Raw genomic sequence first — 24,844 nt, forward strand, 5'->3', positions numbered from 1 at the left:
CTGCCAATAATTAATGAACAAGCCATGAAAGAAGAGACCATAAAAAGGGCGGCCAGAATTCTCCTGGGCGGTAACCTGATCATCGCTGGTATCAGCCACCTGACGGTTGCCAGAAAAGCGTTTAGGGCGCAGGTACCTGACTGGGTTCCCTTACCGGTCGATGATACCGTGGTGTATTCGGGAGTTGCCGAGATCGTGCTGGGTAGCGCATTGGTATTTGCCAGTGAGAAACATCGGGAAACAGTCGGGAAAGTAGCGGCCACGTTTTTCACCGCTGTCTTTCCCGGCAATATTTCTCAATACGTACATCAACGCAGCGCATTCGGATTAGACACCGACCGCAAACGGCTCATCCGCCTCTTTTTTCAGCCCGTCCTCGTTGCATGGGCACTGAAAAGCACAACGTAACACTGACTTTAGTCGGGGATGCCCAGTCCGTGTTACATTATCGTACAGACCGGACCATTCCCCATACCAGACCAACGGCCAGGCCGATACCGATAGCGCGGGCAATAGTGAACGAGGTGGGTTCGGGCATAGAGATGATCCCGTTTTCGTCGGTTTTGGCGGCCTCTTTAACGTACCTGCCCTCCGACGGAATAGATCGTTCCCGGAATTCACTGACCAGTCGGCCAAGCTCAAGCTGGAGATCAAGGCCGCGCATCGAAACGCCGTGACCCGTACCAACCTTAAGCGGGTTCAGTAAAGCCAGTTTCCTGACCGACTCTTCAGCCGCTGTCCAGTCGCAGGTGAAGTAGGCGGGCGGGCCATGTACTTCCTCTGTCTGGTTGATGCCCGCGCTGATCGAATTCTGATTGGTGGTCACAAAGGCATCGCCGGCTATCAGCGTCCGGTCCTTGTCGCGGAACAGGGAAATATGGCCGGGCGCGTGTCCGGGCGTATGAATGACCCGCCACTCTGGTAATTCGGGAATCCGTCCCGATGCCGGAATCGCTGTCAGCACCTCACTAAAATCGTCTGGCCCAATCGGGAATACCCAGGACATCAGCGACATACCACCGCCGCCAATAGCCGGGTCGGGTGGCGGGTAGCTCGACACAGCGGTGAGGTAAGGCCGTTCCAGCGGATGCGCGTACACCGGTACGTTGCCCCACTGTTTCAGCAATTTGTGCAACGTACCTACGTGGTCGGCGTGGCCGTGGGTCAATACGATTGCCTGCGGCGGATTTGTTGGCCCATACAACTGCTCGGCCCGCGTCCGAATGGCATCGGCATAGCCAAAAAAGCCCGCGTCGATCAGCGTCCAGGCGTTGCCAATGCCGGGCTTTCCAACGAAGAATACGTTGACAAACAGTGTCTTAATGCCAAATACGTCGTCGGTAACGTCATACGGTGTAGCCCGTTCAGGAGCCGTGTAGGTCGAAAGCTCATCGGCGTTGCCTTGAGAGGCAGGCGTATCAACGGTCTGAATTTCCATAATGTTCAGTCTGGTTATGACTAGTTAACCTATAGAATAAGGTCATGTTTACGATGATTAGTTATTGGCTGATTGGTTACTGGTCCGCTTAGGTACGTTGTTATACAGAGCAGCGCATTTAGCCAATCAACCAATAACCAATCATCGTACAGCCGGGTGGCGTATCTGGTTTTCCAGCAGGAGAATGCCCTGACCGCCGGTGTACCATTGCTTCAGCAGGGGGGCAGGCGTTGGCGTAATGGCGCGGAAGAACGAGCCGAGCAACAGGTCGTCATCGCCATCCTGATCAACGTCGCCGACTTCCATCACCAGCCAGTGGCCCTGTTCTGGATGCGGAAACGTCTGCGCTTTCATCCGTAGATTTCCCTGATTCTCCAGGTAAACGAACGACTCGGCGGTGTTGTTGGTGTAGTTTGGAAAGAACGCGATGGCGGCAATATCCAGATCGCCATCCTGGTCGAAATCGCGGGCAATGGCCTGAGTGGCCCCGTAGAGCGGGTAAAAAAGCGACTGGGTAAACTTGAATTTTCCGTCGTTTAAAAACACCCGAACACCGTGATAGGCTTTCAACGAGTACGATTTATCGCCGTTGTCGCCGTTGGTGTAGAGAATATCCAGGTCGCCATCCTTGTCCATGTCGATCAGGTCAACGTAGCTGGAGCCATAGACAGACGGAAACCGCAACACGATCTCTTTCGTGAATCGCCCGCCCCCGTCGTTGTAATACACCGCAATCTGCTCGTTTCCCTGCGTTTGTAAGGCCACAATATCGGGGCGGCCGTCCTGATTTATATCCCGCACAAGGGCGCGACGGGCACCGGGTACCTGGTCGAGAATATGTTCCCGGTAAGTGGCTCCATCCCGTTCAAACCAGCTCAGTTGACCCGTATAATTGCCAAACTGGCAGATAACCACATCTTCCTGCCCGTCCTGATTGAAATCGCCGAAAGCTGCTGCTACTGGTCGGGCCAGCGAGTCGATCAGTGGTTTGTTGGTAACACTGCCGGTCGTGCCTGCCTGACTACCGAACGAGACGTGTTGCCAACTGCCTTTCAACTGGTCATTTGGTTCCATGTTGCCAGCCGTCAGCACATCAACGGAGCCGTCGGGCCGGTCCCGAAGGTCGGTAATGGCTGATCCGGTGGCCACAGTGTCGATGAGATGAAGTTGCCCGTCGAGCCTGACCAACTGCCCCTGTTCGTTTCCCGCCAGTATGTGGTGCGTACGCGCATCATAGTGCAGCATGGTGATAGATGCTTTTATGCGCTGCGCAGGGCGGAGCTTAAATAGGGGTAAACCCACCGCAACGGATGGTTTAGTGGGTGGGGGAACTGGTTGATCGGGTGCTTTTTTGAGGTAAAAGTCGGTTATTTTTTTCCAGTCGTCGGGGTGGAGCACCGGGTTGCCGGGGAAGACACCTGACTGGATCACCCGGTTGATTTCGGCGGCATCGCTCAATGACATAAAGGGCGATATGGAATCGGCCATGAAGCCAAGCCGCAGTGCCATCAACGGCAAAATCTTAGTTTTCCAAAGGGACCTGGGCAATAGAGCGGGCTCTGGATACAGGTGGCAATTACCACAATAAGCCGTGGCAAGTTGCTCGCCGGATAACTGCGAGGCGGTTAGCGGTGTCGGCGGTGTTGCCGTGCCAGCCTGACGGGACTTGCAACTAACGAACAGTCCTATAATGAGAAAAAGAAGCGCAGTAGATAAATAGGTACGTAGCATACACGCATTGAGAACCCCTAAAATACAGGCAAACGGCAAGGGCAACAAGGGCGAACCCGATTATAACCCATCTGTTAAAGCCATTTCTGCGCGAATTATACGCTCATATGTTGAGGTAAAACCTGAAGCATGGCCGCGGTGCCCGGTTTCTGCTCCGAGAATTCAAAATCAGGGCTGAGTATGAATACACCGTGCCCGTCTTCGGTACATCAGCGAACGGGCCTCCGCTCCAACGCTGACCGACAACCTGATCTGGCCTATTTCTCACCCTTTTAGTCTGTTATGATATCTGAAAAATCGTCTACCTCATCGTCAACCACCAAGTCGCTGATCAGCGTAATTGGCGCGTCGTCGGTTGGGACGCTCATTGAGTGGTATGACTTTTACATCTTTGGCTCGCTGGCGGTTGTGCTGTCGACCAAATTTTTTCCGGAGGGAAATCCCACCGCTGCTTTCCTGTCGACACTGGCCACCTTTGCCGCCGGGTTTGTCGTTCGCCCATTTGGGGCGTTATTTTTTGGTCGGCTGGGCGATCTGATTGGGCGTAAATACACGTTCATGGTCACCCTGATGCTGATGGGCGGTGCTACGTTTTTGATTGGCCTGATTCCGGCTTATGAAACCATTGGATTCTGGGCACCCCTGCTGGTGCTGATCCTGAGGTTGTTGCAGGGGCTGGCGCTGGGCGGCGAGTATGGCGGCGCAGCTACCTACGTGGCCGAGCACTCGCCCGCCGACAAGCGCGGGTTCTGGACGTCGTGGATTCAGACCACGGCTACGGTCGGGCTGTTTGTGTCGCTGCTGGTCATCCTGATCACGCGCAAATCGCTGTCGAAGGAAGAATTTGATCTGTGGGGCTGGCGCGTGCCATTCTGGGCGTCCATTCTGATGGTGTTCATCTCGTACGTGATTCGTAAAAACATGGACGAGTCGCCGCTTTTTGCCAAAGTGAAAGCCGAAGGCAAAGGATCGACCAACCCGCTGAAAGAAAGTTTCGGTAACAAATACAACTTCAAGTTTGTGCTACTGGCCCTGTTCGGGGCTACGATGGGGCAGGGAGTAGTCTGGTATACGGGCCAGTTCTACGCCATGAGCTTCATTAAAACGGTCTGCAATGTCGACGCCCTGCAATCGGATGAACTGATGGCGATTGCGTTGCTGATGGGTACGCCGTTTTTCGTTGTTTTCGGGTGGCTGTCGGACCGGATTGGCCGCAAAGGCATCATGATGGCGGGCATGCTCGTTGCCATTCTTTCGTACCGGCCCATCTACGAACGGATGTACCAGACCACGAATTTGGCGGCTAAACAGGAAGTGGCTGGCCGCACAACCCGCGAACAAACGATGGTGGCCGATCCCAAAGTGGCGGGTGGGCAGATCAGAACCGTAACGGTGAAGAAGGCGTATACCGATGGAACCCAGCTAACGGAGGTTACCAAAACGAAACTGTCGGCCGCGTCGAGCACCGAACCCGCCAAGCCGGAAGTGAAGAAAACGGTGACGATCAACGATACCGACCGGTGGGCGTTGATCTGGCTGGTGTTTGTTCAGGTCATCTTCGTTACGATGGTGTACGGCCCAATTGCCGCTTTCCTGGTTGAGATGTTCCCGACCAAAATTCGCTACACGTCCATGTCGCTCCCGTATCATATTGGCAACGGGGTGTTTGGTGGTCTGCTGCCTGCCGTGGCAACGTACCTGGCTACGGGTGCCAACGCGGCCAACGCCGCGGCTGAAAAAGCGGGTGCGGCACTGCCCTTCGCGGCGCCTTACCTGGAAGGGCTCTGGTATCCCATCGTCATTGCCGGGGTTAGTCTGGCCATCGGGCTGGTGTATATCAGCAGTTCACGCCGGGTCGCCGATTAATTGTACACAACAACGCTTCACTGCTTAAATCGAATTTATATGGACGCATTACGGCGTTATCTGGGTGTTGTCTGGCTGGCTTTAGCGGCCCTCTGCGCCTACTTTGGTGTCATGTATTTTGGTCTGCCCAAACTGGCATCCGGCAAATCGGATGACCTGGTTTTTGGCATCATCATCCTGTTTGTGCTGCTGCCCATCATTGTGGGCGGGTTGGTTCGCTTTGGCCTGTATGCGCTTCAGGGCGAATACGATGAAGAGTAGCCGGTATGCATTTCGCCGACTCCTACACGCAGCAATACCGGCGCAGCCTCGCTGACCCGGTCGGGTTCTGGCGCGAGCAGGCCGCCCGGATTCCGTGGTTTCGCTTCCCGGAGCAAATTCGTTCCACCGACGCCGACGGTCTGACCCGCTGGTATGCTGATGGTGAGCTGAACACCTGTTACGCCGCCCTTGATTACCAGGTCGAGAATGGACGCGCCGATCAGCCCGCCCTGATTTACGACTCGCCCGTAACGGGGCAGGTACGTACCTATACGTACCTGAAACTGCGCGATGAAGTAGCCCGGCTGGCGGGTATGTTGCGCGGGCTGGGCGTGTCGAAAGGGAGTACCGTGGTGATTTACATGCCGATGGTGCCCGAAGCGGTTTTCGCCATGCTGGCCTGCGCCCGGCTGGGAGCCATACATTCGGTGGTGTTTGGCGGGTTTGCCCCGCCCGAGCTGGCCGTCCGCATCGACGATATTCGCCCGCAGGTAGTGCTGTCGGCCAGTTGCGGCATCGAGTTCGCCAACGTGGTGCCCTACAAGCCCCTGCTTGACGCCGCCCTTCGACTGGCCAGTCACCAGCCAGCGCATTGCGTACTACTGCAACGGCCCCAGTTCCAGGCCGACCTGCAACTGCCCCGCGACCACGACTGGATGAGGTTGCTTGAGCAGGCTGCGCCGGTTGACCCTGTAGCCGTGCTGGCGACCGACCCACTCTATGTACTCTACACGTCGGGCACCACCGGTAAGCCGAAAGGCATTATACGCGATAATGGCGGGCATGCCGTTGCATTGGCCTACAGCATGGAGGCGATTTATAACGTGAAACCGGGCGACGTGTTTTGGGCCGCCTCTGACCTGGGTTGGGCGGTGGGTCATAGCTACATCGTCTACGCGCCATTGCTCTATGGCTGCACTACCATTCTGTTTGAAGGCAAGCCAGTGCGCACGCCCGATGCAGGTACGTTCTGGCGGGTAATTGCCCAGCACAGTGTCCGCACTTTTTTTACCGCACCAACAGCATTCAGGGCCATTCGTAAAGAAGACCCCGACGCCCGGTTACGGAAGCCGTACGATTTATTGTCATTGCAGGCCCTGTTTGTGGCGGGTGAACGCTGCGACCCGCCTACGCTTGGGTGGTTGCAGAAGACCCTGAATGTGCCGGTAGTCGACCATTGGTGGCAGACTGAATCGGGCTGGCCGATGGTTGCCAATCAACTCGGTATTGAGCCGATGCCGGTGAAGCCGGGCTCGGCAACGAAGCCAGTTTGTGGGTATGACTTGCAGATTCTCGATGAAGACGGGCAGCAACTCGGCCCGAATCAGGAAGGGTATGTTTGCCTGAAGCTACCCTTGCCGCCCGGCTGTTTGCCCACACTGTGGAACGATACGCCCCGCTTTAAAGAATCATACCTGAGCCGGTTTTCCGGTTACTACCTCACGGGCGACGGTGGGTACGTTGATGAAGACGGGTACGTGTTTATCATGGGGCGCGTCGATGATGTGATCAACGTGGCGGGGCATCGACTGTCGACGGGCGAAATGGAAGAGATCGTGGGGGATCATCCGGCCGTTGCCGAATGTGCGGTGGTGGGCATTGCCTGTCCGCTGCGCGGGCAGCGACCCATTGGCCTGGTTGTGCTGAAAGACGGACAAACCATCGCCAGCGACCAGATGGAACAGGAACTTGTTGCCCTGATTCGCGACAATATTGGAGCCGTGGCGAGCTTTCGCAACGCGGTTATTGTAAAGCGATTGCCCAAAACGCGCTCCGGAAAAATTCTGCGAAAAACCATCCGGCAAGTGGCCGACGGCGAGCCGTTTTCGATGCCAGCGACTATCGACGACCCGGCCATTATCGACGAAATCAAGACGGTGTTGCGTCAATACCGGATTGGCGTGGCGTTTGAGGATTGACCCAGCGGGTGGTTGCTTCTGGCTGCTGCCGATGGGCAGATGGTGGTGTTTACGATAAAAATCAACCAGTAGACAGGTATAATACGCAAGTTTGATAGGATAGATGAAAAGTAAAGTCGGGCGATGCTCGTACTTTTAAAGCCGTTAATCATCCAGTACCCATGCGTATCCAAACCTTCGATCAATACCAGGCCGCTTACCAGAAAAGCGTCGACGATCCAGAATCTTTTTGGGCCGAAATCGCCCAGGAGTTTCAGTGGCGCAAGCCGTGGACCAAAACTCTTCAGTGGAATTTCAACGAACCCAGCATCAAGTGGTTCGTGGGCGGTAAGATGAATATTACCGAAAACTGCCTCGACCGGCATTTAGCCACGCGCGGCGATCAGCCTGCCCTGATCTGGGAACCCAATGACCCGGCCGAAACTGGCGTAACGCTGACGTATAGGATGTTGCACGAGCAGGTATGCCGGATGGCTAACGTGCTGAAAAGGAACGGTGTGGTGAAAGGCGACCGGGTGTGTATCTACATGCCGATGGTGCCCGAACTGGCCATTGCCGTGCTGGCCTGCGCCCGGATTGGCGCGATTCACTCGGTTGTTTTCGGTGGTTTTTCGGCCCAGAGTATTGCCGACCGGATCAATGACGCGCAGTGTAAACTGATCATTACGGCCGACGGTTCGTATCGGGGTAATAAAGAGATTTCGCTGAAAGGCACCGTCGATGACGCCCTGATCGGTTGCCCAACCGTTGAGCGCGTCATTGTGATGACCCGTACCCGCACACCGGTAGCCATGCTGAAAGGCCGCGACGTGTGGATGGAGCAGGAACTGAAGCAGGTGACGTCTGATTGTCCCGCCGAAGAAATGGACGCCGAAGACATGCTGTTCATTCTGTACACGTCGGGCAGTACCGGTAAACCCAAAGGCGTAGTGCATACCTGTGGGGGTTACATGGTGTATGCAGCCTATACCTTCCAGAACGTATTTCAGTATGAGGCTCCGCTGGGCGAGCGGGCACCGGTCCATTTCTGTACGGCCGATATTGGCTGGATTACCGGCCATAGCTATATCGTGTACGGCCCGCTTGCCTGTGGGGCCACAACCCTGCTGTTTGAAGGCGTACCCACCTGGCCCGACGCGGGCCGAATGTGGGATGTGGTCGATAAATACGATGTCAACATCCTGTATACGGCCCCCACGGCCATTCGGTCGCTGATGGGATTCGGCCTCGACCCGGTAAAAAATAAGGATCTGAGCAGCCTGAGCGTGCTGGGGTCGGTTGGTGAGCCGATCAACGAAGAAGCCTGGCATTGGTACGACGATAATATCGGGAAAAACCGCTGCCCGATTGTGGATACGTGGTGGCAGACCGAAACGGGTGGCATCCTGATCTCGCCCATTGCGGGCATCACCAAAACCAAGCCGTCGTACGCGACGCTGCCGCTGCCCGGAGTACAACCCATCCTGGTTGATGAGAACGGGAAAGAGATCGAGGGGAACGGCGTTAGCGGTAACCTCTGCATCAGGTTTCCGTGGCCGGGTATTCTACGTACCACGTATGGTGATCATGAGCGGTGTCGGCAAACGTACTTTGCCACGTACCCGGGCCTGTATTTCACCGGCGACGGCTGTTTGCGCGACGAAGAGGGGTACTACCGCATCACTGGCCGGGTCGATGATGTGCTGAATGTATCGGGCCACCGCATTGGCACGGCCGAGGTCGAGAATGCCATCAACATGCACACGGGTGTGGTGGAAAGTGCCGTTGTTGGGTATCCGCACGATATCAAAGGGCAGGGTATCTACGCCTACGTTATCGCCGATCAGTTTCCCGAAGCGCATGATGCCGACCTGACAAAGCGCGACATTCTGGCCACGGTAAGCCGCGTTATCGGCCCCATTGCGAAGCCGGATAAAATCCAGTTCGTGACGGGCCTGCCCAAGACGCGTTCAGGCAAAATCATGCGCCGGATTCTGCGCAAAATTGCCGAGGGTGATACCGCTAACCTTGGCGACATCACCACCCTGCTCGATCCCGCCGTTGTGGAGGAGATTAAAGCAGGAGCGGTGTAGTTTTTTGAATTGTTCGGGGAAAAGGGGAGCCAGGTGGTTGCCCTTTTTTTGTGGGATGGCCTCTCCATCAGGCGATGTGGGTCGGTCGCCAACTTACTGGTCCCTATGTTTGTCGGGTAGTGTAACGGTTTCCATCCAGTAGGTACGTATGGCATCCAGGTACGTTACCCAGTCGGCAACGGCCTCTGGCTTAGAAAGATACGACGAGCAGCCACGGTCATAGGCCTCGGTTATATCGGCCCGGCAGGTTGAATAGCTCAGCAACACAACGGGTAACTTGCCCAGCGTTCCTGAGAAGGCCCGGATCTGATCCAGTACGCGCCAGCCTGTTTCGCGGTCAGGCAAGTACAGGTCCAGCAAAATCATCTTTGGCACTTTCCAAACGTCTACCAGGCACTCTTCCAGGTAGGCCACGGCTGCTGCTTCTGTCGCAACAACGATCGACGTGACCGTTGGCATGCTCTGTAGAATCGCGTTTTGAATGAGCAGGCCGTGGTCTGGATTGTCTTCAATAACCAGCAGCCGCGTTTCTACATTTCTCCTTCGACCTGGCCAGTCTCGTTGGGTTGGGGTACTCATGTATCAGATCAATACGGATTGTCTTTAATAAATATAAAACCTATATATAAAGTAGGAAAAAGGAGGCAGTTACCTCATATAAGGCACAAAATACCCTCTCGCAGGAATACACTTTACTGGCCGGTCACCGCCAGGTACGTTACAGAACATCGCCAGAAAGAAAAGACCCACCAGTCAGTTTGAGAACTGAGCTGATGGGTCAGGTACGTCAGACGGTCGGTGCTAGTTCTTCTGCCCAGCCTGTTCAATCTGTTCCGTCTGGGCGTGCCCCTGCGGAATAGGTGGTGCCAGCATAGGCTCGTCACCCTGTGGTTGTGCTTTCACCTCGTGGAATTGGCCTCGCCCATCGAGCGACGTGCCGTGCGTCCAGCGCCGGTTGTGGCCAACGGATGGTTCAACCGGGTCGATGTTGGTATTGACGAAGGCGTAGTTGAACGCCTGATTTTCTTGGCTTTGCGGGAAGCTGTTCGGGATGGGAAGCACGCCCCGAATGTCGCCATGGCCCAACTCTTCCAGCACGGCCAGCCACTGCTGCTGGTGCATGGTGTCGCGGGCAATCAGGAACGACAGCATATCCTTCATACCGGCATCGTCGGTCAATTCGTAGAGGCGCGTTGCCAGCACCCGGCCAGTGGCCTCGGCCATTACGTTGGCAAACATGTCGGCGGCAATGTTGCCGGAGCTAACCACCCACGAGCCATTGAAGGGTACGCCATTGGCATCGGCCGCCATGGCTCCCAGCCCGCCCGACAGGAAGTGCCGTGGATCACCGCCACCAACGATCTTTTCCATGATCGGGTCGTTGCCAACGATGGTGTCGATGACGCTGCTCGAGGCCCCCTCCAGATTGAGTGCTACGGCTGTAGCGAGCATCTCGATATGGGCGATTTCTTCAGTACCCGTATCCATCAACATGTCGCGATAACGAACTGGTCCACGCGAGTTCCACGCCTGAAACAGGTACTGCAGACAAACCCGGATTTCGCCTTCAACGCCACCAATAGCCTGTTGCAGCGCACGGGCAAACTGTGGATCTGGCTTATCGACCCGAACTTTGTACTGGAGTTTTTTATCGTGATAGAACATGAGGTCAGGGTTTACTGGTTACCATTTGACCCGCTGCCACTCGAACCGCTACTACTCGAACCGCTACCACTTCCACTACCAGAGCGGGCTTTGCTTTTTCCGCCCGATTTGTTGCCCCGGCTCATTTTACCCTGTCCGGATGTACTGCCGCCCGACTGGCTGCTACCGGATGAGCTACCTACTGTGCTGCCTGCCCCAGACGAGGACCCCGTTGACCCGGAGCCGACCGTCGACCCGTTGCTCTGGCCGGACGTACCTGAGGTGCCACTCTGCCGGGAACCACTTCCCGACGACGTTCCTGACTGCCGATTGCTCGATCCAGTTGTGCCTTGCGACGACGAACTTCCTCCGCCAGATGTTGATGATTGGGCTTGTGCCCCGATGGCTACGACAAGGAGCATGGCCATTGTGATGACTGTGGTTTTCATACGTTGTGTTTCGTTTATGAGCACCTGATAATGGATACTCACCGATGAAACCGCCAAATACCGTCAGCGCTTCAAGAAAAATGAACGAGTAAGGGAATGGTCAGACAGACCAGTTTGGGGCTGCTGCTGGCCGGAAATGACTGTTGGCTTAGTCCCCTTTTTGAGCAGCTTATAATAAGGTCAGGTGAGCCATTACCTTATTATAAGCTGCTCAAACCGGGCGAAACTTCGTTGAAAATAGACGATAAAACGTCAACGATTATGAAACGAATACCACTCACGTTCCTGCTTGTAGGGCTCTTGTGTTGCATGACGGCCTGTTTTCAGGGCGACAATGCACGAAATGAAGACGATGCCAACGATGCGGCCGGTACGGGCGATGCCGATCTGGCCCGACGGGTGTCGGGTACATGGCTATTAAGCACAGACTATAATTATGACCTGCGGTGCAACTACCTGCCGGTCGAGTATGTGCAGTCTTTATTCAAACTGGGTGAAGACGTCAAGCTTGAAAAATACGACCTCACCAACGGATGTGAAGTACGCTGGGACGGCCAGAAGGTAGGCTTATACTTCGAGGAGGGCTCACCCTACGAGTCTACCTTTAAATCAGAGTACGCCTTTGACCGATTGTACCAGCCTGGTCAGGTAGCCATTCTTGATTCCATAAGTGAACGGACCGGCGTAAAACAAGGGTCGTATCACGGGCCGAAACCGGAAGGAACCGCTGCTGAACGGCCCGCTGAGGGATCGTCGCCAGCCGGAGGCATTGATCCATCGGCTAAAAATGACTCAACGAATCAACCCACGCCGGGTAAAACAGACGCGGCAGCCAGGCTGGTTGCGCCAGCACAGAATACGGCAACGGGGATAGCCATCAATGGGGTGGGAGACAAGGCGATCTGGGAGCCCGCCAAACGGACGCTGCACGTACTGCACCTCAACCATATCCTGAGCGTGACCGCGCCCATGACCGGAAGCGAAAAAACGGCCCGTGAAGGAGCCATGGCAATGGCCAACACCGTTATTGGCCGCTTATTCAACGAAGAAGCGTAGAATGGGGGATTGGTGATTAGGTAAATGGGGGATTAAGGGATTAGGTAATTAGGGATTAGTCAGCTACCTCACAGTTAGTTGCCTTAGTCCCAGTTAACCAATGCCTCAATCCCCTAATTCCTTAATAACCCAATCCCTTAAGCACCAATCACAGATTCTCAGAAGTCAATTTGGCACCCAGATATTCCCGGTTTAAGCGGGTAATTTTTTCCAGCGACACCGAAGCGGGGCATTCTACCACGCAGGCGCTTGTGAACAAACACGCTCCAAATCCTTCGGCATTGAGAAGGTTGCCATGTATAAATCAGTCGATTTTTGACGGTTGTCAGTTTACCGCCGGTACCCAGTTCTGATCGGCACAACTGGGGCAGGCGATGGAATTGTCAATCGGGGTGGGCTCGGTGTGGCCGCAGTTTTTACAGGCTGCCACATCCGCTACTTTTTCGCGCTTGCTGGTATAGTCTTTATCCCATTGAGGAAGCACCGAGAGACCGGGTTTAGGGGCTGGATTCTCAATCAGCGTAAACTTTCCGTCTGCCTCCATCAGTAAAAACTTCACGGCACCCAACTGATAAATGCCTCCTGAGCGGAGTTGAGCCATGACCCGCTCCCGCGTAACGGTCGTTAGCTGCATATCGGCTAGCCGCATGACGCCATCCTGAACCAGAATAGTCATTTTGCCCTCTACCAGCCCTTCGAATGAGTCACTCGTAACGGCCCGGCGCGAAATAAGCCGCTCGCTGGCAACGATAACCGCCGCAGAGATGAGCGCGGGCAGCACCCCCCGGTCGGGCGCCAGGATTGGAATACCAATCGCCGCCGCGAGTGAAGCCATAGCAATCATCTCGCTGCGATTCAGTTGCGAGGCCATTCGCTTACCCATTATCCGCATCGAGACAATCAGGAGCAGATACAACACCGCCACCCGAAAAATCACTTCGAGGTAGAAGGCGCCAGGTACGTTGCCAAGCAGTATTCGCTGCAAGTCACCTAGTTTAATTTCTTCTGGATTCATCAGGTCATTGGGGTTGGCAGACGGCTTTTACCCATTCGTCGCTATGGCACACATCGCATTCAGCCGTCGCTTGGGCTGCCGACACGGTGTTGCCACAATGCTGGCAGGCCATTATTCCGTTCTCGGCCGATTCCAGAATGCCGTGAAGGTTGGCCGACTGGATGTCTTTATAGCCATATGGCAGCGTTGATAAGCCAGGTCCGGTTTTTTCGGACGTATACACGCTAAACAGACCGCACGCTTCGATATAAAGGCGTTCTACTTTTTTGAGGTTGTAGATATTTTCCGCCCGTAAAACGGCCGTGACCTGGTTTTTAGAGACCCGGCAGCGGCTCATTTCATCGAGTTGCAGCACGCCATCTTTCACCAGGGCACTTTCTCTACCCTGCGTTATCTGTTCTACCCGACTGTTCTTAAAGCCCCAGAAGGCGATACCTCGCTGGAAAATCAAGATGCAGGTTAACGCCAACGTGCTCAGCATCAGGCCTTTGTCGGGTAGTTGCATGGCAGGTGCAACAATGGCCCCCAGGGTAAGCATTACCGCTGTTTCTGTCTGAGTGATCTGTCCGTTCATCCGTTTGCCCAATAAACGGGCAATCACAGTCAGGACGAGGTAGATAACGATCGAGCGCAGAAACGTTTCGAGCATGAATTCGCCGGGGGCGTTCCCGAACAGAATGCGTTGCCAGTCGAGCAGGTGAATTTCTTGTGGCTTCATAATGCGTTGAGTTGGTGGGCGGCTTGCTCACACGATCGTCAGCGTGTCCGCCCCTTAGCGTTGAAAATGATGGGCTGAGATCGCGGGCGGTATCATGGGATGAAATTTCTCATGACCCTGCGCATACACCACGATCGACTCGGGCTGAAGCTCAACCGGACAGGGCGTTGTCACCGAGTGTGGGGCCAAACTGACTGCCGTTGTGGTTGAACCCTGCCAGTCAGCATCGCCCGAGTCGATTAGTTTTTGCCATTCCCCGTCGACCGGCAGCGTAACTTGCTGAGGCGTACTGGCAAAGTTCATCAGGCAGAGAACGTGCTGATCGTTGGCCCATCGATGCAGGATAAGCGTCCGCTTATCCGTATCGGGATGTACGGCCAGGTGCTGCCGACTGAGCTGATGCAGGGCTGGCAACTGTTTCCGCAGGGCAAGCAGGTGCTGGTAGTACCGAAGCAACGTCTGATGCGGCTCCCTCAAGGGTAAGTCCCATTGTAATTTCGTCTTCCTGAACGTCGCACTGCGCTGTGGGTCGGGCATGGTAGTACCCGCGTAAAAGGCGGCGAACTCTTCGCGGCGCCCCTCCCGTACCGATTTGATTAGTTCCGGGTCGGAGTGGTGCACGAAGTAGAAGAACGGATTGGTCTCGCCCCACTCCTCACCCATAAACAGCAGCGGAATAAACGGACTGACGATCACCGCCCCGGCCATCAGCTTCAGCATGTTGTAGCTGAAAAGCTGACTCGACCGCTCGCCGCCTTTGCGGTTCCCAACCTGGTCGTGGTTCTGCGAAAACACAATGAACTGATGTCCCGGATGGTTATCCAGCTTTCGACCAAAGCGTTTCTGCCGCACGCTGGAGAACTGCCCGTCATAAGCATAGGCGTCGATGTATGACTTTGCCAGGTGGTAAATCTGGTCAAAATCAGCATAATAGCCGGTTCGTGCTTCGCCCCCGCTAACCCGCAGGGCATGGTGGAATTCGTCGACCCACTGGGCATCCATGCCGTAACCGTGGTCGGTAATGGGGCTAATCACGCGGGGGTCGTTCAGGTCGCTTTCTACGATCAGGTAATGTTGCCGCCCCGTCTGTGCCACGAGCGCATCCACCTGCTGCCGGAGTTCGCGCAGGATATGAACCGGACTGAAGTCTTTGATCGCGTGCACCGCATCGAGCCGAAGCGCGTCGATATGGAAATCGCGGAACCACATGAGCGCGTTTTCGATCACATACCGTCGAACGCCATCGCACCAGGTATCGTCGAAGTTGACGGCTTTGCCCCAGGGGGTGCTATACAGGCTGGTCAGGTAGGGCGCGTAATCGGTCAGGTAGTTGCCTTCAGGGCCAAAGTGGTTATACACCACATCCAGCACGACGGCCAGGCCCCGGTAATGGCAGGCGTTTACCAGGTGTTGCAACGCCTTTGCGCCGCCATAGGCCTGATGTACCGCATAGCTATATACGCCATCGTAACCCCAGTTGCGTTCGCCCGAAAACTGGGCTACCGGCATGATTTCAATGGCCGTTACACCAAGTTCTTTCAGGTAGTCGAGCTTGCTTTCGAGCGCAGCAAACGTGCCTTCGGTCGTGTAGGAGCCCGTATGAATTTCGTACAGGACATACTCGGCCAGAGGCGGGTTAACCCACTGATTGTCTTCCCAGTAGAAGGCGGCGGTATCAACGACCTGCGAGGGCCCGTGCACCCCATCGGGCTGAGACAGAGAAGCGGGGTCGGGCCGGTCAAGGGTTCTGTCGGCGGGATTGGGGCCATCCAGCCCAGCCTCGTCCAGGTCTGGTTGCTGGCTGTCGTTGTTGATGCGAAAGGTATAGCGGTCGCCGGGGCTGATCTGGTCGGTTATGAGGTGCCAGTAGCCATAGGCTTTTTTCGCCAGTGGAATAGGATCCGATAATCCATGTACACAAATGGCCAGTTGGCTGGCAAGGGGAGCCCAAACCAGTACCTCGGCCTGGCCGTCGGCAGGAAACGTGACCCCTAATGACCGGTGCTGAACGGTAAACGGATGCAGATTGGGCAGGTCCGTATTGTGGGGCGGGGTAAATGACGTTGTGGTTGGTTCCATTAACTGATTCATGCGTATTGGATAAGCTTTGTTAGAAGGGAATCCTTCCAGAAGCTTTGTTTAAGGTGTTGGGTACGTTGCCTGTAGATGCGCCAGGATGTCGAGCGGTTGATCGGTTAGAAACTGGTCCATGAAGAGGGCCATGTCGTCTTCGCGCTGGCAGATGTCATTGGGTGACTGGTCAGTGACCATAGCAATGGGTAAAAGAGCCGGGTAACCAGCGAGTAGCGAGCTACCCGGCCGTTTGTCAAGATTGGGCCGCTTTGTGATTCCCTTCACCAGTGGCCGTAGTGGTAAGGTTGCTGTTGGTGCCCCTTTCTTCAGCGTCTGTTCAAGCAGCCAGACTACCCGGTCCTGTACGTATCGCCCACCCGGTTGACGGTGCATTCGATTCCACCCCAAAGGGCCAGGTTGGTGGGCTGGTGTGCTCTGAGTACCGACCAGTTGCCTATCCGGTTACTCATCTGCCTAAATGGTTGGTGAACCGCCAGTAACCTGCACCGTGCTGCCGGTCATGTAGCTGGAATCATCCGACGCCAGCAACACGTAGATCGGGGCTAGTTCGGCCGGCTGGCCAGCCCGTTTCAGGGGTACGTCCTGCCCAAAGGTCTTCGCCTTTTCCAGTGGCATCGTCGACGGAATCAGGGGTGTCCAGATGGGGCCGGGTGCTACACAGTTGACCCGGATGCCTTTTTCGGCCCATACCTGCGCCAGATTGGCTGAAAAGTTTTGGATGGCAGCTTTCGTGGCGGCATAAGCCAGTAACTGCGGACTTGGTTTATAGGCATTCACCGACGTGGTATTAACTACCGTGCTGCCGGGTTTCAGATGTTGTTCTGCGAATTTACACAGGTGAAACATCGCGAAAATATTTGTTCGGAACGTATGGTCCAGTTCGTCGGCGGAGATATCCTGTAACGACTCGTGCGCCATCTGATAGGCCGCGTTGTTTACCAGAATGTCCAGCCCGCCCAGTTCGTCAACAGCCCGTTGCACAAGCTGCTGGCAGTGGGCTTCGTCGCTGATGTCGCCCGCTACCAATACGGCTTTCCGCCCGGCGCCTTCAACGTACCTGGCTGTCTCACGGGCGTCTTCCTCTTCGTTTAAATAGGAGATAAGCACATCGGCGCCCTCACGGGCAAAGGCGATGGCTACTGCCCGGCCAATACCAGAGTCGCCTCCGGTAATGAGCGCTTTTCGACCCATCAGCTTGCCAGACCCTTTGTACGACGTTTCACCGTGATCGGCAATAGGCTGCATGGCTGCTTCGGTGCCCGGTGTCGATTGCTCGTCAATTGGATACGGCGGCGCGGGGTACTTCATCAGTGGGTCCTGCAACGTAGCTGTCATGTTTTCTGTAACTGAGTTCATTAGTTTACCAATTTTCGGAGGTTAAATAATCTGTAAACTATACACCCCACACAGGGAATCGTTTTAAATGTTCGGGTTACGAGTGAGGTAATGGAGTCAGCCTGTTTTAGGGGCCATTTGGGTAGACATGAATGGATAACAGTCCGTCTGGATGACCAGTGAAGGAATTGTTGACGAAGACGGTCGGGGGCCGGGAGTAGAAAAACGGAGGCTAGTATGTTTTACGGTAAACAGATGCATGTATGTTAAACTATACCCTTGGCGCAGCCTTTCTTGTCGTATTCCTGTTGAGTAGTTTTCTGGTTGATCGGCAGCCCGCCGTAAAGACGGCCCGCGAGAATTATGAACAGTATTGTTCGTCCTGCCACGGCGAGAAAGTAGAGGCGTTTGTTGACCGAAACTGGAAGCACGGCAAGGAGAAGAGTGATCTTATAAAGAGTATATCAGGCGGGTATCCCGATCTTGGGATGCCCACCTGGCGTCCCGTTCTGAACGAAAAAGAGATCAGCGAGATGGCCGACCTGATTCTGGAAAGCCTGAAGAACGTGGATCAGTACAAGTTCGCTACCAAACCAACGTCCAACGTGTTTACCACCGAAGGGCTGACGGTGAAACTGGACACGGTGGCCAGTGGCCTGCAATCTCCCTGGGGACTGGCTTTTCTGCCCGATGGAGGCATGCTGGTTTCTGATCGGTCGGGCGATGTGTATCGGGTGGATAAAGCGAACAGGAAAACGAAATTGACGGGCGGGCCAACGGTGCTCGTGGAAGGGCAGGGCGGCCTGCTCGACGTGGAAGTGCACCCGGATTTTGCGAAGAACCAGCTTGTCTACCTGTCGTATTCGGCCATGAAGCAGGAGGGAGCAGACAAGCTCTCGACCACGGCGGTGATGCGCGCCAAACTGGTGGGCGATGCCCTGACCGATCAGAAAATTATTTTCGAAGCCTTACCCTACGCAAAAACACGGCACCATTATGGCTCCCGGCTCAAGTTCGATCAGGCTAACTTCCTGTATGTGACGGTTGGCGACCGGGGCAACGAGAAACAAAACCCCCAATCGCTGGGCAGTGACTGCGGTAAGGTACACCGCCTGCTCGACGACGGACGGATTCCCTCTGATAATCCGTTTACCAACGATAAAAAGGAACGTACCTCCGTTTATTCGTATGGACATCGCAATCCGCAGGGCATGGCGCTGAATCCGGCAACGGGCCAGATCTGGACCAACGAACATGGCCCACGGGGTGGCGATGAGGTGAACATCATCAAAAAAGCAGCGAACTACGGCTGGCCGGTGATCTGCTACGGTATCAACTACGATGGGAAACCAATCACGAATCTGTCGGCTAAAGAGGGTATGGAACAGCCACTTACGTACTGGCTTCCATCCATTGCGCCCAGCGGCATGGCCTTTGTTGACGGCACGAAATACCCCGGCTGGAAAGGTAACCTGATGGTTGGCTCGCTGCGCTTCCAGTACCTGAATCGCTGTGTAGTGGAAGGCGATAAAATTGTGAAACAGGAGAATATCCTCAAGAATATCGGCCGACTTCGGAACGTAGACATGGGGCCCGACGGCTACCTCTACGTATCGGTTGAAGACCCTGGGTACGTCTTCCGGTTGCTGCCGGTCAATCAGTAAGGTGAAAAGCCGGGCCAGTGTCCGGCTCTTTTTTTGCCCATTAAATACGACCGTATATCCAGCAGGGCAAGCCACTTATACCATTAAAAGCTGCAACCCACCGGGCCTTTTTGCTATCTTTGAGAAAAGCTCTGCGCTCATGAATCCGACCGAAACCACGCTGCCCATCAACGACACTCAGGCTATGCTGCCGTTTGATGAAGAAGCCGAAAAGAAGGCCAAAAAGGAGAAGAAAAAGAAGAAAAAAGCCAGCAAAGGGGTAGAAACGATGTTTCGAACCACGTTGGCTAATCACCTGCGTCTGAGTGAGATGGCCGACCGGAAGGCCAACCTGATGATCTCGATCAACGCCATTTTGATTTCCATCACGATGTCGTCGTTCCTGAAACCGGTCAACGGCATGGAGCGGCTACTGATTCCCGAAATCCTGCTGCTGATCGTGTCGCTGATCACCGTAATCATCTCGATTTTCGCCACCAAGCCCACCTTTTCGCTGAAGCAGAAAATGGCCCCCGACGATGCCGACGATCCGGCGAGCAAACGCCCAATCGACCTGCTCTTTTTTGGTGATTACACTCAATTGACCGCCGCCGAATACCGGAAGCAGGTACGTGACCTGATTGGTGACGATAAACGCCTCTACAACAGCCTGATTGATAACATCTACGCGCAGGGCCGCGTGCTGATCAAGAAGTACCGGCTGCTTACGATCGCCTATAGCTTTTTTATGATCGGCTTTTCGGTAGTCGTTGTCTGCTGCGTGATCGTGCTGCTACTGAATCGTTAATTGCCTAATCCTTTTATCTGCACCCCCCGCCCATTTGGGTCCTGGAACACTTGTCGTGCTTTTTCCGGGTCGTTGATCAGCGCGTAGAAATCGTTCAGGTAGGCCAGCGTTTGTTTAACGTACCCACGTTCCAGCCGCTTCTCGTTTTCGTAAATCGCGTAAATCTGGGGCTTCATGGCGTTGAAATGAGCAAAAACCCGTTTCAGTACAGACGCCGGGTAAATAGGTCCCCGGTAAAGGCGTTCCCGTACCGATGAAAGTTCGAGCTGCTCGGCTGGCCTGGCATACGGCGCGTTGACAATACCTGAGTGATCAAAATCGTAGGCAATCGGTAACGGCCGGGCCTTGGTAGAGTCAAGAACGAGCCGGACGTTATGCTGATAAACGACCGACCAGTCGGTGTTGCCAATCATGTACTCGAAAATTGCCATGGTTGCCGTCGCCATCGTGTCGCAGTTCTCGGCCCTGTAACGGCTTTTATACGGCCTGGCCCGGTTTCGTTTAGCCACGTCGCTATCATCTTCAAGCAGGATGCCCCAACGCGTGATCACCGACTGCTTTTTGGCCGAGTCGGCGTAGGTGACCTGAGCCAGTCGTGCTTTAAAGCTTAAATCGGTGAGCACGTTATAGACTTTGTAAACCAGGTATTCATTCACCACATATTCTTCGTTGTTGCAATGCGTCACCAGTTTAAGCGACGACTGTTTGGCAAAGGGGGTGCCTTTGGTGGTTTGCTTGGGCAGTATGAGCGAGAGGGGCGGGAATACGCAGTTGGCTGAACTACGCCGAAAATGACCACGTACCTGGATATTGATCGGCAACTGCGCTACGCTTCCTGAATCAGTCGACACACTTACCAAGGCAGGGTGGTCGGTGCCTTTTTCATTGGCTTTGGTCGGAGCACGGTCGCGCAGGATTGGCTGCATCCGGGCGGCGATGGTGAGCGACAATACCTGGTCGTTTGTGAAGAGGGGCTTCACAACAGCGACTTTTTTCGCCTTTGTTTTTTTCTCAGGTAACGTACCTGACGAATCAGTTTGGCCCGTTGCGTCGACAGAAACCAGCGAAAGCGTGCAAATCAACAGGTTGACTGCCAGGTAGATGTTCTTTTTCATGGTGGGAGATAGGGTCACTTAAAGCTACCAAACAGTACGCCGTTGGTGTCGCCGTTAAAGAAATTAGCCCGTACGGCGGTGGGGTCATTGATCAGCGAGTAAAAAGCGTCTAAAAACCGTAACGTCTGTTTCACATAGGCCCGGTTCAGGCGCTTGTCGTTTGTATACAGGGCGTAAAATTCCGGTTTCAGCGTGTTAAATTCCGTAAATACCTTTTTCAGCAGCCAGCCTGGATAAAGGGGGCCGCGGTATTGGCGGTCGGGTATGCCTGTGGTGTTATCGGGTTCAATGGCTTGCGCATAGGGCGCATCAACCAGGGCAGCGTGGTCGAAATCGTACGGGATTACTGCTGGTTTTTGGTAACCAGGTCCCGTAGCCAGCCGAATATTATGGCGGTAGAAAACGGACCAGTCGATGTTGCCGATCATAAACTCGAACACGGCCAGCCGGGCCATCGACAGCGAATCGACTGCCGACGCCTCGACACCTTTTTTTTGCTCGGTTAACCGATTTCGATTCGCCATATCGTCTTCATCTTCGATGAGAAATCCCCAGCGCGTTTCGTTCTGGCGCTTACGGAGTGAGTCCACATAGGTAACCCTCGCCAGTCGCGCCCGGAAACTCAGGTCGGTAACCAGGTTATAGAGTTTATAAATCAGATACTCTCGAACCACGTAATCTTCTGCCTGGCAGTGGGTTACAAGTTTCAACTTGTTTTGTTTGGCGAAGAGCGTTCCTTTGGTTGTCTTCTTCAGGAAGTCGAGATAGAGCGGCGGGAAATCGCAGTTATTCGCGTTCCGGCGGAAGTTCCCGCGCACGATGAGGGTGAGGGGTAGCGAGACTGTATCCACCCTGGTCAGATCCATATACGTCAGCCGGGCCGGATGCTTCACAGACAGGGAGTCATCTTTGGGTTTCGTTCGGTCACGGACAATGCGTTGCATGCGCGCCGTCAGGGTGAAGGTCAGCGGCTCTTCGCGGAGAAACAAATCGGTGGTTTTGGCCTTCGAGGGGCTGTCCGGGGACGTACCTGACGTACTATTAGTCTGCGCAACGGTCAAACCCGGACAGGCTACCAGAAACAGGAAGAATGGAAGGGTAAATACTAGAGTCAGTTTCATCGCTGCTCAAGTTACAGAACAAGCTGTTCACGTTCGCTAAATTACGCCCAAAGGATTGTTTCGTAGTTTGTACTTTTAGTGCTTACCTGCGGTTACTCTGTGGTGCGTACAGGCAGGTTAAGTTCGTCTTTTCCGGCAAACTGGCTGGCGAACTGGTCAGCAACCTAAGGCAGCGGGTTTAACCGTTGTAGTATACAAATTATGGCACTTGGCTACCTCAGTGTGATTTGTGAAGGAGGCTTGTGCCTATTGGCACACAACACAAATCGCTGAGGTAGTTGAATTCGTTGTAGTCACTCAATTGTAAAGCCGGTACTTAGATATTGAGACGATACGTGTACTGGTCACGAATCTTGTCTCGGGTACGCTTAAGACGCATTTTAACGGCACTGTCTTTCAAATTATACCGTCGGGCAATCTCTTTAATATCCAGATCGTGTTCATATTTCAAACGGAGCATTTTTACTTCTTCGTTTGTGATCGTTTGAATGGCGAGTGTCAGCGTCTGGAGTTGATCTTCGTGCTGGTCACTGTCCGATTCGTCGGCTATCAGGTGGGCCATTTCATCGTCGATGGTCACGGTCGTTAGCCTATTTCCCTGCCTAATCTGATCCATACAGTAGTTGTAGGAAATCGAGTATAACCAGGTTGAGAAAGTAGAGCGTTCTTTAAAATTAGTTAGGTTTGAATGGACTCTGATGAAAATGTCGTGCGTGTAATCTTCAGCTTTTGCGCTGCATTTGGTTAGCGAGTAACATCGTCGGAAAACTTTGTTTGCATACCGTTGGTAGAGCGTTTCAAAATACTTGTTTTTGTGTGTTGACAGATACATGCGTATCAAGTCTTCATCCTTAGCGACTGGGGCTGTCATAATCACATACGATAACAGATTAGTTTGGTGAATACACGAAGTAAACTATGTGGCACATAGAGGAAAAGGGTTTTTACTAGATAGTGTGCGAATGGACCGAATATTAATTAAAAGGTACGGAAATGAGAAGCTAATGTCACCCCCAAGATTGTACGAAAAAGCTATTAAATCAAATTATCAGTTAATTAGTGCTGCTTTTTGGATACAATTCTATCATGTTAGTCTGTTAAGTAGGGATAAATATGAAGGGCACTATTGGGTTATGAGAAAAATAGGAATTACCGGCGGAATTGGTTCTGGAAAAAGTGTAGTGTGTCGGGTATTTCAATTGGTTGGTATTCCCGTTTACGAGGCCGATGAACGAGCCAAATGGCTTACGCAACATGACCCGATTTTACGGGCGGATATTGTTCGGTTACTGGGTCGGGAAGCCTATGACCAGGCAGGCAACTACAACCGGGCTTTTGTGGCGGCCCAGGTGTTTAGTAATCCTCAACGGCTGGCCTCGCTAAATGCATTAATTCATCCGCGTGTATTTGCTGATACGGATCAATGGGTACAGCAACAGGCGGCTCCCTACGTGGTGAAAGAGGCCGCTCTGATGCGCGCAGCGGGTGACCAGAATGACCTGGATGCTGTTGTGGTGGTGACGGCCCCGCTTAGCCTGCGGATTCAACGGATCAGAGAACGTGATCCGCAACGGAGTGAATCAGAAATAAGGGCAATTATAGACCGCCAGATCACCGATGAGGCCCGGCTACAACTGGCTGATTATGTGTTGCTGAACGACGAAACGGAATTGCTCATCCCACAGGTTCTGGCACTGGATGAGCAATTCCGTATTGGATGTTAGTTATTGGTTACCAGTCTATTATATCGTCGCCAATGACTAATAACCAATAACTAACATCCAACCCCTACTTCATGTCGCTCAGTTTGTCCAGGTCTACGTCGTCGAGAACGGCTTTGATTTTGGTCATGTCTACGCCATTGCCTTTTATGGTGACGATATATCGATTCTTGACCAGCACGGCAATCTCGCCGGATTTGTTCGTATTGTCGTATTTTTCGTAGGCCTTGTTATCGTTGATCTTGGTGGTTTTTTCGTAGCCCGACTCTGTTTCTTTATCCATATCGACCATCGACCAGGCGGCCATTCCCATCATGGCTCCCGATCCGCCGGCATCAACAATGGCTAGCTCAATGTTCTCCGTATTATCGGAGTTCTCGTATTTACCCGTCGCGGTCGAGAAGTTAAACCCGCCCATACCATTTTTTTCGCCGGTAGCACTTTTACGGGGCAGCCCGTCGGCATCGGCAGGCAGCAGGTCTTTCAGCTTTCGGAAGTCGATAGTGGCAACAGGCCCGTTTTTCTGGGCTTCTTCGGCCTGCTTGGCCATCTCCTGCACGGCATTTAGCGTACCGCCAAGAGATGCCGACGCGCCGTCGTTCTCTTCTTTTTTCTCATCGCTGCCGCCACAACCAGCGGCAAGCGTCAGAACAATGAGTAAAGCCGTGCCCGTGAGCAGACCCGAACGTGTTTGGATAAACATAGTCAATTGGGTTTATATAGTCAGTAAATCAGTTAGTTGACCAATGTACGATCTGTGTTTGACATGTGGTGACAAGTTTTGAGTAAGCGTCAACCTGAGCAGGTATGTGGTAACAGATATGTATAAAAAAACGGA

23 protein-coding genes and 1 pseudogene are annotated in these 24,844 nt (G+C 53.9%); 9 read left to right on the forward strand and 15 right to left on the reverse strand.

The genetic code is table 11. The features are described 5' to 3' along the window. The first annotated feature begins 24 nt into the window (after positions 1-24). On the forward strand, positions 25-408 hold the full coding sequence (locus ACFE8Q_RS11025) for a hypothetical protein (RefSeq protein WP_375445446.1): 384 nt from the start codon (positions 25-27) through the stop codon (positions 406-408). A 37-nt stretch (positions 409-445) separates the two neighbouring features. On the opposite strand, the gene ACFE8Q_RS11030 is transcribed toward ACFE8Q_RS11025, so the two are convergent. Then, positions 446-1,438, reverse strand: a complete 993-nt coding sequence (locus ACFE8Q_RS11030) for an MBL fold metallo-hydrolase (protein WP_375445447.1) — start codon at positions 1,436-1,438, stop codon at positions 446-448. A gap of 141 nt (positions 1,439-1,579) precedes the next feature. Beyond that, positions 1,580-2,947, reverse strand: a complete 1,368-nt coding sequence (locus tag ACFE8Q_RS11035; protein WP_375445448.1) for an FG-GAP repeat domain-containing protein — start codon at positions 2,945-2,947, stop codon at positions 1,580-1,582. 504 nt (positions 2,948-3,451) lie between these two features. On the opposite strand from ACFE8Q_RS11035, the gene ACFE8Q_RS11040 reads away from it, so the two are divergent. From ACFE8Q_RS11040 to acs, 4 genes are all read left to right on the forward strand, one after another. Continuing rightward, positions 3,452-5,035, forward strand: a complete 1,584-nt coding sequence (locus tag ACFE8Q_RS11040) for an MFS transporter (RefSeq protein WP_375445449.1) — start codon at positions 3,452-3,454, stop codon at positions 5,033-5,035. Positions 5,036-5,074: 39 nt separating this feature from the next. Next, positions 5,075-5,296: a DUF6814 family protein gene (locus ACFE8Q_RS11045; protein WP_375445450.1), complete on the forward strand. Its 222-nt coding sequence runs from the start codon at positions 5,075-5,077 to the stop codon at positions 5,294-5,296. A 5-nt stretch (positions 5,297-5,301) separates the two neighbouring features. Beyond that, entirely contained in the window at positions 5,302-7,215 is a 1,914-nt protein-coding gene (locus tag ACFE8Q_RS11050; protein WP_375445451.1) for a propionyl-CoA synthetase, read from the forward strand. A gap of 161 nt (positions 7,216-7,376) precedes the next feature. Further along, entirely contained in the window at positions 7,377-9,287 is a 1,911-nt protein-coding gene (gene acs / locus ACFE8Q_RS11055) for an acetate--CoA ligase (RefSeq protein WP_375445452.1), read from the forward strand. Between the two features lie 93 nt (positions 9,288-9,380). Here the strand turns inward: acs and ACFE8Q_RS11060 are convergent, their stop codons facing one another. The 3 genes from ACFE8Q_RS11060 to ACFE8Q_RS11070 all read right to left on the reverse strand — a co-directional run bounded on the left by ACFE8Q_RS11060 (position 9,381) and on the right by ACFE8Q_RS11070 (position 11,380). Beyond that, a complete protein-coding gene (locus ACFE8Q_RS11060; protein WP_375445453.1) occupies positions 9,381-9,866 on the reverse strand; it encodes a response regulator in 486 nt (161 codons plus the stop codon). 222 nt (positions 9,867-10,088) lie between these two features. Further along, the gene (locus tag ACFE8Q_RS11065; protein WP_375445454.1) at positions 10,089-10,952 is read right to left on the reverse strand and encodes a manganese catalase family protein; all 864 of its coding nucleotides are present in this window, start codon (positions 10,950-10,952) and stop codon (positions 10,089-10,091) included. Positions 10,953-10,963: 11 nt separating this feature from the next. Next, the gene (locus ACFE8Q_RS11070) at positions 10,964-11,380 is read right to left on the reverse strand and encodes a hypothetical protein (protein WP_375445455.1); all 417 of its coding nucleotides are present in this window, start codon (positions 11,378-11,380) and stop codon (positions 10,964-10,966) included. Between the two features lie 261 nt (positions 11,381-11,641). On the opposite strand from ACFE8Q_RS11070, the gene ACFE8Q_RS11075 reads away from it, so the two are divergent. After that, a complete protein-coding gene (locus ACFE8Q_RS11075) occupies positions 11,642-12,436 on the forward strand; it encodes a hypothetical protein (RefSeq protein WP_375445456.1) in 795 nt (264 codons plus the stop codon). Between the two features lie 148 nt (positions 12,437-12,584). Here ACFE8Q_RS11075 and ACFE8Q_RS11080 read toward each other — a convergent pair. The 6 genes and pseudogenes from ACFE8Q_RS11080 to ACFE8Q_RS11105 form a co-directional block, all read right to left on the reverse strand. Further along, positions 12,585-12,722: pseudogene (locus tag ACFE8Q_RS11080) on the reverse strand (succinate dehydrogenase/fumarate reductase iron-sulfur subunit); the annotation flags it as partial. A 39-nt stretch (positions 12,723-12,761) separates the two neighbouring features. Beyond that, the gene (locus ACFE8Q_RS11085) at positions 12,762-13,451 is read right to left on the reverse strand and encodes a DUF421 domain-containing protein (protein WP_375445457.1); all 690 of its coding nucleotides are present in this window, start codon (positions 13,449-13,451) and stop codon (positions 12,762-12,764) included. A 4-nt stretch (positions 13,452-13,455) separates the two neighbouring features. Further along, the gene (locus tag ACFE8Q_RS11090; RefSeq protein ID WP_375445458.1) at positions 13,456-14,169 is read right to left on the reverse strand and encodes a DUF421 domain-containing protein; all 714 of its coding nucleotides are present in this window, start codon (positions 14,167-14,169) and stop codon (positions 13,456-13,458) included. Between the two features lie 54 nt (positions 14,170-14,223). Continuing rightward, the gene (gene treZ, locus ACFE8Q_RS11095) at positions 14,224-16,260 is read right to left on the reverse strand and encodes a malto-oligosyltrehalose trehalohydrolase (protein ID WP_375445459.1); all 2,037 of its coding nucleotides are present in this window, start codon (positions 16,258-16,260) and stop codon (positions 14,224-14,226) included. Between the two features lie 48 nt (positions 16,261-16,308). Continuing rightward, positions 16,309-16,635 carry a hypothetical protein gene (locus ACFE8Q_RS11100; RefSeq protein WP_375445460.1) on the reverse strand — a complete coding sequence of 109 codons (327 nt, stop codon included), beginning with the start codon at positions 16,633-16,635 and terminating at the stop codon, positions 16,309-16,311. 81 nt (positions 16,636-16,716) lie between these two features. Continuing rightward, positions 16,717-17,619 carry an SDR family oxidoreductase gene (locus tag ACFE8Q_RS11105; protein WP_375445461.1) on the reverse strand — a complete coding sequence of 301 codons (903 nt, stop codon included), beginning with the start codon at positions 17,617-17,619 and terminating at the stop codon, positions 16,717-16,719. A gap of 242 nt (positions 17,620-17,861) precedes the next feature. Here ACFE8Q_RS11105 and ACFE8Q_RS11110 point away from each other — a divergent pair, with 242 nt between their 5' ends. Together ACFE8Q_RS11110 and ACFE8Q_RS11115 are read left to right on the forward strand one after the other, a co-directional pair. Next, positions 17,862-19,262, forward strand: coding sequence for a PQQ-dependent sugar dehydrogenase (locus ACFE8Q_RS11110; RefSeq protein WP_375445462.1), 1,401 nt, complete (start codon positions 17,862-17,864; stop codon positions 19,260-19,262). A 139-nt stretch (positions 19,263-19,401) separates the two neighbouring features. Then, on the forward strand, positions 19,402-20,049 hold the full coding sequence (locus ACFE8Q_RS11115; RefSeq protein ID WP_375445463.1) for a Pycsar system effector family protein: 648 nt from the start codon (positions 19,402-19,404) through the stop codon (positions 20,047-20,049). Here the strand turns inward: ACFE8Q_RS11115 and ACFE8Q_RS11120 are convergent. The 3 genes from ACFE8Q_RS11120 to ACFE8Q_RS11130 all read right to left on the reverse strand — a co-directional run bounded on the left by ACFE8Q_RS11120 (position 20,046) and on the right by ACFE8Q_RS11130 (position 23,156). Further along, complete coding sequence (locus ACFE8Q_RS11120) at positions 20,046-21,164, reverse strand: hypothetical protein (protein WP_375445464.1); 1,119 nt, start codon at positions 21,162-21,164, stop codon at positions 20,046-20,048. The two genes, ACFE8Q_RS11115 and ACFE8Q_RS11120, sit on opposite strands and share 4 nt — an antisense overlap. 14 nt (positions 21,165-21,178) lie before the next feature. After that, positions 21,179-22,285: a hypothetical protein gene (locus ACFE8Q_RS11125; protein ID WP_375445465.1), complete on the reverse strand. Its 1,107-nt coding sequence runs from the start codon at positions 22,283-22,285 to the stop codon at positions 21,179-21,181. A gap of 316 nt (positions 22,286-22,601) precedes the next feature. Continuing rightward, positions 22,602-23,156 carry an RNA polymerase sigma factor gene (locus tag ACFE8Q_RS11130; RefSeq protein WP_375445466.1) on the reverse strand — a complete coding sequence of 185 codons (555 nt, stop codon included), beginning with the start codon at positions 23,154-23,156 and terminating at the stop codon, positions 22,602-22,604. Between the two features lie 262 nt (positions 23,157-23,418). Here ACFE8Q_RS11130 and coaE point away from each other — a divergent pair, with 262 nt between their 5' ends. Further along, positions 23,419-24,009 (forward strand): dephospho-CoA kinase, encoded by a 591-nt coding sequence (coaE, locus tag ACFE8Q_RS11135; RefSeq protein ID WP_375445467.1) that lies wholly within the window; start codon positions 23,419-23,421, stop codon positions 24,007-24,009. Between the two features lie 64 nt (positions 24,010-24,073). Here the strand turns inward: coaE and ACFE8Q_RS11140 are convergent, their stop codons facing one another. Next, the gene (locus tag ACFE8Q_RS11140; RefSeq protein WP_375445468.1) at positions 24,074-24,709 is read right to left on the reverse strand and encodes a transposase; all 636 of its coding nucleotides are present in this window, start codon (positions 24,707-24,709) and stop codon (positions 24,074-24,076) included. Positions 24,710-24,844 lie beyond the last annotated feature (135 nt).

It is taken from the genome of uncultured Fibrella sp., assembly GCF_964250085.1.
Taxonomy (GTDB): domain Bacteria; phylum Bacteroidota; class Bacteroidia; order Cytophagales; family Spirosomataceae; genus Fibrella.

Excerpts from the sequence above, each read along its gene's own strand:
- ACFE8Q_RS11025 (WP_375445446.1), top strand. The coding sequence starts at position 25 with ATGAAAGAAGAGACCATAAAAAGGGCGGCCAGAATTCTCCTGGGCGGT.
- ACFE8Q_RS11030 (WP_375445447.1), bottom strand. The coding sequence starts at position 1,438 with ATGGAAATTCAGACCGTTGATACGCCTGCCTCTCAAGGCAACGCCGAT.
- ACFE8Q_RS11035 (WP_375445448.1), bottom strand. The coding sequence starts at position 2,947 with ATGGCACTGCGGCTTGGCTTCATGGCCGATTCCATATCGCCCTTTATG.
- ACFE8Q_RS11040 (WP_375445449.1), top strand. The coding sequence starts at position 3,452 with ATGATATCTGAAAAATCGTCTACCTCATCGTCAACCACCAAGTCGCTG.
- ACFE8Q_RS11045 (WP_375445450.1), top strand. The coding sequence starts at position 5,075 with ATGGACGCATTACGGCGTTATCTGGGTGTTGTCTGGCTGGCTTTAGCG.
- ACFE8Q_RS11050 (WP_375445451.1), top strand. The coding sequence starts at position 5,302 with ATGCATTTCGCCGACTCCTACACGCAGCAATACCGGCGCAGCCTCGCT.
- acs (WP_375445452.1), top strand. The coding sequence starts at position 7,377 with ATGCGTATCCAAACCTTCGATCAATACCAGGCCGCTTACCAGAAAAGC.
- ACFE8Q_RS11060 (WP_375445453.1), bottom strand. The coding sequence starts at position 9,866 with ATGAGTACCCCAACCCAACGAGACTGGCCAGGTCGAAGGAGAAATGTA.
- ACFE8Q_RS11065 (WP_375445454.1), bottom strand. The coding sequence starts at position 10,952 with ATGTTCTATCACGATAAAAAACTCCAGTACAAAGTTCGGGTCGATAAG.
- ACFE8Q_RS11070 (WP_375445455.1), bottom strand. The coding sequence starts at position 11,380 with ATGAAAACCACAGTCATCACAATGGCCATGCTCCTTGTCGTAGCCATC.
- ACFE8Q_RS11075 (WP_375445456.1), top strand. The coding sequence starts at position 11,642 with ATGAAACGAATACCACTCACGTTCCTGCTTGTAGGGCTCTTGTGTTGC.
- ACFE8Q_RS11085 (WP_375445457.1), bottom strand. The coding sequence starts at position 13,451 with ATGAATCCAGAAGAAATTAAACTAGGTGACTTGCAGCGAATACTGCTT.
- ACFE8Q_RS11090 (WP_375445458.1), bottom strand. The coding sequence starts at position 14,169 with ATGAAGCCACAAGAAATTCACCTGCTCGACTGGCAACGCATTCTGTTC.
- treZ (WP_375445459.1), bottom strand. The coding sequence starts at position 16,260 with ATGAATCAGTTAATGGAACCAACCACAACGTCATTTACCCCGCCCCAC.
- ACFE8Q_RS11100 (WP_375445460.1), bottom strand. The coding sequence starts at position 16,635 with ATGCACCGTCAACCGGGTGGGCGATACGTACAGGACCGGGTAGTCTGG.
- ACFE8Q_RS11105 (WP_375445461.1), bottom strand. The coding sequence starts at position 17,619 with ATGAACTCAGTTACAGAAAACATGACAGCTACGTTGCAGGACCCACTG.
- ACFE8Q_RS11110 (WP_375445462.1), top strand. The coding sequence starts at position 17,862 with ATGTTAAACTATACCCTTGGCGCAGCCTTTCTTGTCGTATTCCTGTTG.
- ACFE8Q_RS11115 (WP_375445463.1), top strand. The coding sequence starts at position 19,402 with ATGAATCCGACCGAAACCACGCTGCCCATCAACGACACTCAGGCTATG.
- ACFE8Q_RS11120 (WP_375445464.1), bottom strand. The coding sequence starts at position 21,164 with ATGAAAAAGAACATCTACCTGGCAGTCAACCTGTTGATTTGCACGCTT.
- ACFE8Q_RS11125 (WP_375445465.1), bottom strand. The coding sequence starts at position 22,285 with ATGAAACTGACTCTAGTATTTACCCTTCCATTCTTCCTGTTTCTGGTA.
- ACFE8Q_RS11130 (WP_375445466.1), bottom strand. The coding sequence starts at position 23,156 with ATGACAGCCCCAGTCGCTAAGGATGAAGACTTGATACGCATGTATCTG.
- coaE (WP_375445467.1), top strand. The coding sequence starts at position 23,419 with ATGAGAAAAATAGGAATTACCGGCGGAATTGGTTCTGGAAAAAGTGTA.
- ACFE8Q_RS11140 (WP_375445468.1), bottom strand. The coding sequence starts at position 24,709 with ATGTTTATCCAAACACGTTCGGGTCTGCTCACGGGCACGGCTTTACTC.